At 66.4% G+C, this 7,800-nt stretch carries 4 protein-coding genes and 1 tRNA gene; 3 read left to right on the plus strand and 2 right to left on the minus strand.

What is annotated here, in order from left to right; all coding sequences use genetic code 11:
• The first annotated feature begins 156 nt into the window (after positions 1-156).
• The gene (locus FMEAI12_RS31390; RefSeq protein ID WP_112104553.1) at positions 157-630 is read left to right on the plus strand and encodes a hypothetical protein; all 474 of its coding nucleotides are present in this window, start codon (positions 157-159) and stop codon (positions 628-630) included.
• Positions 631-922: 292 nt separating this feature from the next.
• A complete protein-coding gene (locus FMEAI12_RS31395; RefSeq protein WP_112108861.1) occupies positions 923-1,348 on the plus strand; it encodes a DUF3307 domain-containing protein in 426 nt (141 codons plus the stop codon).
• A gap of 133 nt (positions 1,349-1,481) precedes the next feature.
• On the opposite strand, the gene FMEAI12_RS31400 is transcribed toward FMEAI12_RS31395, so the two are convergent.
• Positions 1,482-2,549, minus strand: a complete 1,068-nt coding sequence (locus tag FMEAI12_RS31400; RefSeq protein ID WP_112108862.1) for an adenylate/guanylate cyclase domain-containing protein — start codon at positions 2,547-2,549, stop codon at positions 1,482-1,484.
• Between the two features lie 323 nt (positions 2,550-2,872).
• Between FMEAI12_RS31400 and FMEAI12_RS31405 the strand changes: the two genes are divergently transcribed.
• Positions 2,873-2,948 (plus strand) — tRNA-Thr (locus FMEAI12_RS31405).
• A gap of 516 nt (positions 2,949-3,464) precedes the next feature.
• On the opposite strand, the gene FMEAI12_RS31410 is transcribed toward FMEAI12_RS31405, so the two are convergent.
• On the minus strand, positions 3,465-7,034 hold the full coding sequence (locus FMEAI12_RS31410; RefSeq protein WP_146776815.1) for an ATP-binding protein: 3,570 nt from the start codon (positions 7,032-7,034) through the stop codon (positions 3,465-3,467).
• Positions 7,035-7,800: the final 766 nt, after the last annotated feature.

Below are 7,800 nucleotides of genomic sequence, written 5' to 3' on the forward strand. Positions count from 1 at the left end.
GGCGGGGGGGGGGGGTGGTGTCCCGTTTCCTGGTCCCGGATACGCGCACGTGCGCGGCGCTGCCTGAGCGCGCACGCGGAACCGTGTTTCCGGGGCTTCTTCAAGCCGGTCGGCGGTGTTCAGGCACCTTGATGTCCACGGCAAAGGAGAACCTGTATGTTGCGACCTCGCGTCCGTCTCGCCTCCACGCGGGCGGCGCTGTTGCTGGCGGCTCTGGCGGGCACGCTCGCCCTGGCGGTCGGCGTGGCGCCGGTCGCCGGAGCCGCGAGCACGACCTCCCATGGCGGCGGTTACAGCCCGGTGGGCTACTGGACGGGCACGGCCACGACGGCACTCGGCGCCACCGAGTCGGTCCAGATGCTGTTCCTGCCGAAGAGCCGCTTCGCCGTCGCCACGCCGAGCGGGACCTTCTGGGGTTCCTGGCACTCGACCGGATCGAAGACCTTCACCTACTCCTTCGTCCGGACCCTGCCCGGCCCGAACGGAACGGTGGTCGGTTCCATCGACATCCGGCATTCGGCCACCTTCAGCAGCCGGGACGCGTTCAGCTCCACCGGAACGGCGACCGGCTACGACCTGAACGGGAACGTCCTGTTCTCCGGCCCGGTCACCTCCACCGCCACCCGGTGACAACCACGCCCATCACCTGGTAACGATCACACCCGCCACAGTTTTGTGGTCGGGGTGTTCCCGGGTCATACGGGAGCGGGGCTTTTGCCCTATCCATGGCGGATGTTCCGAAATTTCGAGGACGCGGACCCGGCCCGGTGTCGTTGTCCTCCTGGCCGGGGGTGGGACGTGCGAGCGGCTGGCTGCCCGGGGCGCCAGCCTGGAGCGTCGTAAATCGCCGCTTCCGGCCCGAAGTCCCGATCTTCTGCCGTGGTGTGCCCTACTGTTATTTCGGCGGGAGGGGGCCACGTCGATGACTGATGCCACGGTGTTCTGTGCCGCGTTCATTGCTTTATTTACGGGCCATCACCTAGGTGATCATGTCGCGCAGACGGATCGACAGGCGACCGAGAAGGGCGGGCGCGGATGGCCCGCCGCCCGCGCCATGACCGGTCATCTATTCGCTTACCATCTGTGCGTCGCTGCGGCCCTGGCGAGTCTCCTGATTATCGACGTACCACTGCGTCTTCCGGGTGCGATAGCCGCGCTGGGCTGGTCCATCGTCACGCACGGGTTTATCGACCGTAGGTGGCCGGTACGCTGGCTGCTGCGCCGATCGGGAGCGGCCCGATTCGCCGAGCTGAAAAGCGGCGGCCTCAACGGAATTTACCTGGCCGATCAGTCACTACATATTGGATGTCTGTTCATTGGTGCCCTTCTGGCCGCGGGCCTGAGCTGATCCGTCACGGTACCGGGCCGGAAAATCATGTGTGGCCCTGAATATGTACGCGGTTGGAAACACAGGCCCGGGGCCTCGGTGGATCATCGGACACGGGTCGTCTACCGGGGCCGTCGGAGCCTCGCGGTGGTGGTCACCCCGCGGCGAGCGGCTCGCCGTCTCCGTCCGCGAGGCTGCTTCCGGGATGTATGAGCAGGCGGTAGCCATCCTTGAGGCCGCCCGGGACGGGGGCCAACTCGGGGCCGAAGGCACCCCGCTCCGACGTGAGGCCATGGAAGACCCCGTCCGTGATGATCTTCGTTCCGGGTTCGAGGACCTGCAACGTCCGGCAGGTGCTGCTCACCAGCGGGCCGGCCAGCCCGAAATCGGGGACGAAGAGATCCCCGTGCGCGATGACCGCGCTGAACGTGAACGGAGGCCGGCCGTCGTCACTGGCAATTCTCCGAGCGCGCGCCAGATGGTCGAGCGTGAGGAGGAAACTCACCGCCTCGTCCGCGCTGCCGTGCGTGGACAACACATTGTCACCGGCGACGGACCGGAGTCGGCCCCGGGTCGCGCCCAGCGCTTCGCGGTGAATAGAGACCCAGTCCCGAAGCCGTTCGTTCAACGCGGTCAACGAAACCCGTGCCGCAAGTGCGTTCAAACCGACCAGATCGGTCACCGTGAGGAAGGTGCCGCGCTCGATGCCGCGATAGCGTTCGGTAACAAGGCGGTGGACCTGGACGGGACGCGGTATCCCCCCGAGGACGAGCTCGCTGACCGGCTCGAAGTCGAACTCCGCCGACTTCGCGGCATCGCGGACGGTCGACGTCACGTACACGGCGTTCGTCGGAACGTACTTCTCCATCCGCGCCGGGACGACGACACCCTCGCCGAGCAGGTCATCCTCGAACCTGGTCGTGTCGCAGGTGTGGATAGCGACCCGACAGCCCTCGAGCCACTCGCCGATCGGCAGCCGTGGGCCGGCGATGAACAGATCGGCGATCTGGGCGGCAGCGTGAAGCGCACGGGTGGCCGACCGGAAAGCCGTCATGTAGCCGTCGCCGGTGAACTTGATGATCTCCCCGCCGGTCTCCTCGACAACCCGGCGAATCGGTAGGACAGCCTCGGCCATGAGCTCATCCATGCGCATCTGCGGTACCGACGCGATGGCGCGGGTCGAACCCACGAGATCCACGACCATCACGGTCGTCGTTTCCATTTGCACCGTACGTCCATCCCCCTCCGACCCGCTGGTGCGGCGGGTACGGCGGAATCATAGCGGGGAAGCCACCTCTTACTGTGCTGATTTCCGCCGGGGACCACGAAAGGCTCCAGAATGCCGCCCTGACCTGCGCAACTGGACACGACCACGCTGGAGCCGGACGCAGGGGATGATCGAGAGGCCCGGTCTCCCTGTCAGGGGCGCCGGCGGGGTCGCGTCCAGCAAGATCGTCCACTGTCGGGTGGGCGGCCAACGCTGGAGGGCGCGATGCCTTGCGATCGCCCGAGGCGCGGGAGCCGTCCGGTATCGTGGGACCGCTGGCCGGCGTGGCGCAATTGGTAGCGCACTCGACTTGTAATCGAGCGGCTAGGGGTTCGAGTCCCCTCGCCGGCTCCAGACAGATGGCCCCTGACCTGCGGTTTTGCAAAGTCGGAGATCATCTACTCAAGATCAAAACGGGTTGGTGCGCGCATGGTGCGCGCATTCGGCAATTTTGTGCAGGAAATGATCATGAATGGGATGTCGCTCTCGGCCTCCTGAGCCGGATCTGCGGTCGCGACATCGCCTCCTAAAGCGGTTACTTTCCGTCACCGTGGACGGTCCTGGGTCGCGGGTGGGATGACCAGAACGACGCGGGTCGACTGCTGGCCGGTCCCACTGCCCCATCCCGTGACCACCGCGCGGTGGGGGATCGGACGTTCACGGCGCTGTCAGGGCCGATGGTGGGCTCGAAATGCGGATATGACGGGATCGGTGCGGCGGGTCCTGGTGATCAATCAACCTGGGGCGCCGACCCGGCCTCTCCGGGGCGGCGGCGCGGTCCCACACCGGACCGGCACAGCGGCAGAGACTTCAGGAGAAAGTCCGCGGCGCGGATCGCTAAGGGGTCTGTCCAGACAACGGATAAAATTGCTACTCGGCAAACCAATGGTCGGAATCAGCGACGGCTGCTAGATGCGGCTCGCTGGAGGTTCGTGAGATGCACCGCTCTGCAGTGCGGAGCCATGACCACGGGTATCGATGCGGCTTCTCGATCATAGATCGCATCAGATCGACTGGGATGCTGTCTGCGGCTGCGTCGACATCGACGATTGCGGCTGGCCCATGGGTGCCGAGTAGATCCACCAGGTCGGCTGAGGGTGCTTTGATCAGCCGCACCGTTAGAGCACGCGTCGCCGGCCATGCGGCGACGCCGAACCGCCCCAACTTCCCAAGCGACTCCGCACTGAGCGGGGCCAGATCGAGCGGCTGCGTCAGGTCGCCCACGTGGTGCGCGAGGAGAAGCGCGGTCTCGGGTGACGCGGGTGCGACCGCAGAGATGAGCTCGGTGTTGAGGCGGCGGCTGACCCCGGATGCCGCCAGCCTGCTTGAGCTCATGGCCAGAGCCTGTAGAGCAGCTTCGGGAAGTGCTCGGACGGCGTCGTCTAACCGGTCGAGGCTGTCGAGGACAACATGTTCTTGCGCGGCGGCGAGCATCGCGAGTGCCCAGGTGCCCCTCGACAGCGGTTCGTCGTGCGCGTCGTATTGCTCGTGCCACCATGCGGGGCGGCTTCGATTGAACCGGACCGATGTCAGCAGCCGGCCATAGTCGGGTAGCGGGCCGAAGGGCTGGGAATCGCGCGTTAGGTTCCCACCGGTGCGCCATTTGATATCCGAGCTTGCGGCACCGATGATGGCGATCTCCGCGGCGAGCCAGCACGGCCCGAACATCGCGCACAACTCGCGGGCTGTGTTTCCCCAGGGTGAGGTGGTGCCTGCCTGCCCCCTGTTGAACCGCAGCGCGGCCTGTACGCGATCGTACGCCGCCTCGCGGGTTCTCAGTCGCTTGAGCACTGCGTGCCGCTGTTCGGCGATCGGTTCGTCGACATGACCGACGGTGATCACGTAGGCGATATCGGTGTCACGGGACCTGCGGATGAAGTGCTGCGGGGCGAAGAGACGTAGGAGGTCGCCGGCTAGGCCCGACGCAGGCGTTGCCACCTCCGAGCACAGACCGTCGAGGACCGAGCGCACCAACCGGCCTTCCAGGTCCGAGCCGGCGGGCGCGGACAGTCCGGCGTCGAGCGCGACCTGCGCGGCGTCCACGCCATCGAGACGCAACTGGGCAGCGAGGTCAGCCGGCAGCCGCTCCGCCGCGTTGGCCGGTACGCCGAGGCGAAGCCAGGCCACCTCGTCGGCAGTGCCGAGTGCGGTCGTCATGCGGGGCAGCCACCAGGCATCGAATCGCGCCTGGTCCGGAACCATCCGAAGCGCCAGGTCGACCCGCTCCACCGACAAGTGTGCCGCGGGTGTGGCCGCAGCTCCCACGAGTAGCGCGTCAGCGAGCGGAACGGCTCCGCGATCAGGAGCGAGAAGGTCTGGACTGGCATCAATCGGGAGCGCACGCGTCAACAGCCGGACGCTCAGGTCGTCGCCGAGGAGTGCGGTGGCCCTTCGCTGTGTCTTGGGCCGGACGGCGAACACGCCGTCGACGAGCAGAGCCCACAACGCCATCCGTACCTGGGCCGGATGACGCCCGGCCTCCAGTTCCTCCTCGATGCCTTCGAGGAGGCCTGCGATCTCGTTCGGGGTGGCGAAGCCAGCATAGAACCGGCTGGTGTTGAGCCAGTAGGGACGGCGGATCAGGTGGGCCAGCACCGTCGATCGCAGCACGGTCCTGTGCGTGCCTTCGGCGAACTCGTACAGGTACCTCGCGGCGAAAAACTCACGGACGGGCTGCACATCGAACTCGAACGTTCCCTGGACCTTGCTGGTCAGCGCCCAGACCCGGTCGGTGACGGCGGTGAACAGGTCGTCGACCAGCGTCGTGTCCTTGCCCGTGTCGAACAGGTAGCCGTTGATGGACTTGCGGATGGCCTTGGTCGCCATCTGCCCGTTGGTGCCCTGCGTTTCGGCGAGGCTCTGCAGGTTCCAGCCGAGAAACGCGGTTACCTCCTCAAGGTCCTTCCGGTGGGTGTGGACCGCGCGGCTCTTGGCGGCCTCCCGGTCCAGGAACGTCTCCATATAGGAGCGGTAGAGGTCGGTGCGGCCGGTCGGTACCGAATCGCCGCGCTTCTGCATGAGATATAGGAGGATGGTCAGTTGCATCGGGTTGTCGGCGAGTTGCGCGATGTGGGGTTCGGCTGAGCGGCTGTCGAACGTGCGCTGCAAGGCCCGCCGGTCCTGCGCGCGGATTGATCGGGCGTCTGCCCATTTACGCAGGTAGGCGGTACGCAGGGCCGGGCTCAGTCTGACCAGGGAGATGATCTCGAAGGTGGTAGGTGAAGGCTCCGCGAGGTCTGAGGCGTTGGGACGGGTCGTCACGATCACCTGCGGTGCGAACTGGCCGGTGACCGTCCGGGCGACCAACTCGTCGATCTGCTTGACCACCCACACCCGGTCCACATCACGGGCGATCTCGTCCAGGCCATCGAGGACGATCAGCACGGGCAGCCGGCTCAGGATGTCCTGGACCATCTCGACGGTGACAGATCGCCAGCCGCTGCGCACGTGCAGGAGGTGTGCCACGAACCCTTCAAGCGACGGACTTTTCGGCCGCCGTGGCTTGGCGTTAGGCGCCGCCGGTGGATCCGCGAACGGATCAACGCCTCCGACCCACTGGGCATAGTCACGAAGATCGATCCGGATCGGGAAGCGCGGATGGTCGGGAACGAGATCCGGACGCTTCCTGCCGAGGCCGTCCTCGGCCGGCAGAAACTGGGCGCGGTGCGCCTGACAGAGATATTGACCGAGGGTGGACTTGCCCTGGCCCGGCTCGCCTCGCACCAATGTCCTGCGCGCCGGCGTAGCCAACAGATACTCTGCGGCGCCACCCAACGCCTCCGGATGATACGCCTGGGGTCCGTAGATCCGGTTCGCCTCGACGTCCACGAAGAGATCAACCAGGTCACGCGAATCCAGCTCGACCTGCTTGAACTTGACCTTCGCGTCCTCATCCCACTGCGCGGCGACGACCTTCAGCAACAACGTGCGAAGCCCGTCGTCGCGCGCCGCGTTTCGGTCTGCCTCGATCATGTACCGGATCAGGTCCGGTCCCGCGAGCATGTCCGGGTATGCCCACTTCACCTCGATCGGCGCCTTGTCTACGCGGGCATCGATGTCGGCCTGCCACCAGCACGTCATCGGAATACCGAAAAGCTTCGACCGCTTGTCGAGTTCCTCGTCCAGTTGCGCCATCGTGCCTGACTTGTACTGGCTGGTGCCGGCCACACAGGTCATCAGGTAGTACCCCTGCGCTCCATCGGCAACGAGGCGCCGAATGTTGTCAGCCTCGCCGTCGAGCGCGCCTGTTAGCCATGACGCGGGGTTCCGCAGCCGATCCCCGGTCCACTTCACCTGGTAGATGATCGCGCCGCCGCCGGCGGCGTTCTTGCGGACCGCGTCCCGACCGCCGTCCTTTTGACCGACAGGGAAGCAGGTCACATCGGGGAACTCCGCCACCAACAGGGTGTTACACAACTGCTGGAATTTCTTCTCGCCCAACCGCTCGTACAGGTATCTCCACGAGTTCGACGACGTCGGCCGCGGCCGCGGCGGCATACGCCCCGCAGCCGGGCGTGGCGAAGGTGGGACCGACCCGCGTACCGGTCGTGGTCTTGGAGCTGTCAAGACACGTCCGTCCGGAGCTGGTGAGACCCACACATGGAGCCGTCGAGATGGTGCACAGTGATCAACCTTAGCCGACCGGGCATTCATGACGAACTGAGGCGCGGGCCGCGTTCCAGGCGGGACTGTTGACGGCGGCCCGCAAGAGGCAGCGGCGCGTGGAGATGGGTGTAGCCGTGGTGGGCGAGCGCGTCGAGGAGGGTGTGACCGCCGGGTCCGGTGGCCGACACGTCGCCGCATCCCAGCTTCGCGGCGACCGGCCGTGTGCGTTGTTTTCCCCTCGGCGGCTGGTCTCGCGCGAGCGACGTTTGCAAGAGAGGTGGCTATGGGGCTGTCCGTCCGTGAAGGCCCGATTTCGGTGAGGTCCCCGCAGCCGCCGGCCTTCACCAGGCCCGGGGCTCCGTCCGCCCCTCCGCGGTGCTCGGGACGGCCGAGGACCGGATGGTGGCGGTCATCCCAGGAGATCACGATCCGGGTGCGCGCTGTGGTGATCCTCCGGCGCAGGGCGAGCCGCCTGGGAGTTGCCGGAAAATAACTTCAGGGTTTGATGTTGCTCTTGTCGATCAGAGCGGTGAGGTCTCTCGCGGTCGGCGCGGTGATCGGTGCGGGTGGAACGTGGCGGTCGAGGCCGTCGAGGACGGGG

Origin of the sequence: Parafrankia sp. Ea1.12 (assembly GCF_900465275.1) — a bacterium.
GTDB lineage: Bacteria > Actinomycetota > Actinomycetes > Frankiales > Frankiaceae > Parafrankia > Parafrankia soli.

Excerpts from the sequence above, each read along its gene's own strand:
- FMEAI12_RS31390 (WP_112104553.1), top strand. The coding sequence starts at position 157 with ATGTTGCGACCTCGCGTCCGTCTCGCCTCCACGCGGGCGGCGCTGTTG.
- FMEAI12_RS31395 (WP_112108861.1), top strand. The coding sequence starts at position 923 with ATGACTGATGCCACGGTGTTCTGTGCCGCGTTCATTGCTTTATTTACG.
- FMEAI12_RS31400 (WP_112108862.1), bottom strand. The coding sequence starts at position 2,549 with ATGGAAACGACGACCGTGATGGTCGTGGATCTCGTGGGTTCGACCCGC.